General features: G+C 41.8%; 1 protein-coding gene. It reads left to right on the top strand.

What is annotated here, in order from left to right; genetic code table 11:
• The first annotated feature begins 229 nt into the window (after positions 1-229).
• On the top strand, positions 230-1,363 hold the full coding sequence (locus EKM69_RS12135; RefSeq protein ID WP_164505954.1) for a helix-turn-helix domain-containing protein: 1,134 nt from the start codon (positions 230-232) through the stop codon (positions 1,361-1,363).
• Positions 1,364-1,769: the final 406 nt, after the last annotated feature.

The following is a 1,769-nucleotide window of genomic DNA, read 5'->3' as shown; positions in this document are numbered from 1 at the left end:
ATTGAAGATGGGTTGGGTTTCTTTAAACTCCAACACCAGATCCAGCTTCTCTTGGACTGTATATTTACTTCTAGACATAAAAAAATCCCTTCATGAATATCAGATGAATTTATATTATTTCATCTGACAACCATAAAGGGATTATCGCAGAGAAGGGATTTGCTTTTTAACCAGAAATCTTTCAAAAAGTCGTTATAATATAATTATATTAATAATGTGGGATGCGATTATGAAGAAGAAGAGAGTCTATTTAAAAATATCAACGACCATCGTGGCTTTGATAGCGATAGTTGCCTTATTTTACTTAAAAGTCATTTACATTAAAAGCACGCAAGGGATCACGTATTTTCCGTTTTACAAATCGATGACCTTCATCGATTACGGAGAAACAACGATCCCAGGAATGCTAGAATTCATTACCTTCTTTTGTATTTTATTAGTCTACATTTTCCTAGGAATAGGTCGATTAAAAAAAGCCGGCCGGCATTTGTATTTGTTCTTGGGTGGTTTTCAAGTAGCGATTTTGGTAATTTTGATCACGAATATGATCACCTTCGCGGTCATTAGAAGGGATGTTCACGTATATCCGGGACCGACGTTGATTTTGCTGCTGTTAAGTGCAATTCTAGCAATAATTTATGGAATTCCCGAAAAAGAAAAGCCGAAAGATGATCGGACGTATTACGTTGAGGCTGATAAGATCAGACCGATCTCGGATATTTTGAAGGAAAAAAGAGACATAGCGGGTGTAACGCAAAATGAGCTTGCAAAGATGTTGCAAGTGTCTAGAAATACGGTCTATCGCTGGGAAGCGGGGCAATCGAATCCGAATATGGATTATATTGTCCGCGTTGCGCAGGCGTTACATTTCCCGGTTTCGGATTTTTGGAATGAGGATGATGACGGGATGAACCGTGATATCGCTCAAGTTTTGAAGAGTCGGAAGCTTTATAAACAGGCTGCTTATTTTTTGATGTCGGTTATTTTGGTGATCGGTTTGGTGTTTGGGGTGGCTTACCTTGGACGTAATATGGAGTTTGCTAGCTTGGATCGGATCAACCCGTTTATTGAACAGAAGGTTGGTTATGTGATGGTGCATGATGCTGGTAAGCAGAAGGCTGCTGTGATCGATACTGATTATGGTGAGGGTGATATTGTTACTTTGAACGGTAGCTATGATCATAAGACTGAGTTTGTTAAGGTTGTGCATAAGGGGTCTTATGTGAAGTATGAGGTTCGCAATGTTGATCGTTCTGATGTGCCGGTTGGGATTCGTAATAATTTGTATGAGGTTGATCGTTTTGGGGATCCGGTTGAAGGATTGAAGAAGCTGAAGCTGTCTTATTCGAAGAGATATGTCTGATTTTGTAAAGATGTGAGAGATCAGTCGGTGTTTTTACTTGAGGTGAGAGAGTTTTTGGCAGACGAGAAGCGTTTTGCTTGGTTGGACGTTGGTGATTTTTGGTGGTTGTTGTTGGGATAGAGGTAGTAGTTTGGTGTGGTGGTTCACTGCCGGCTCCGGGGCCCGGGGATACAGCCACTGGAACGCTGCCGACGCAATTTTGAGCTATCCGAGAAGCCCACTCGGACATCTCAAAACTTGGTCTTTCACTAGGCAATAAATTGCCAAGTGAAATTTGGGTGCGCTCGGCATGGGCGTTAACTAGGTGGTGAAAGTCCACTGTGAGCCGTAGTAGTCGGAATCACGAGCTGAGGACAAGGGTGTCCATCGCGAGGTGGAATCTGAAGGAAGTCTAAGGCAAAGTACT

Origin of the sequence: Companilactobacillus zhongbaensis, assembly GCF_003946515.1 — a bacterium.
Classification (GTDB): Bacteria; Bacillota; Bacilli; order Lactobacillales; family Lactobacillaceae; genus Companilactobacillus; species Companilactobacillus zhongbaensis.
Note: the sequence above shows the minus strand (reverse complement) of the source record. Positions and strands in the feature narration are given on the sequence as shown.

Coding starts and splice junctions, on each gene's coding strand:
- EKM69_RS12135 (WP_164505954.1), top strand. CDS start 230: ATGAAGAAGAAGAGAGTCTATTTAAAAATATCAACGACCATCGTGGCT.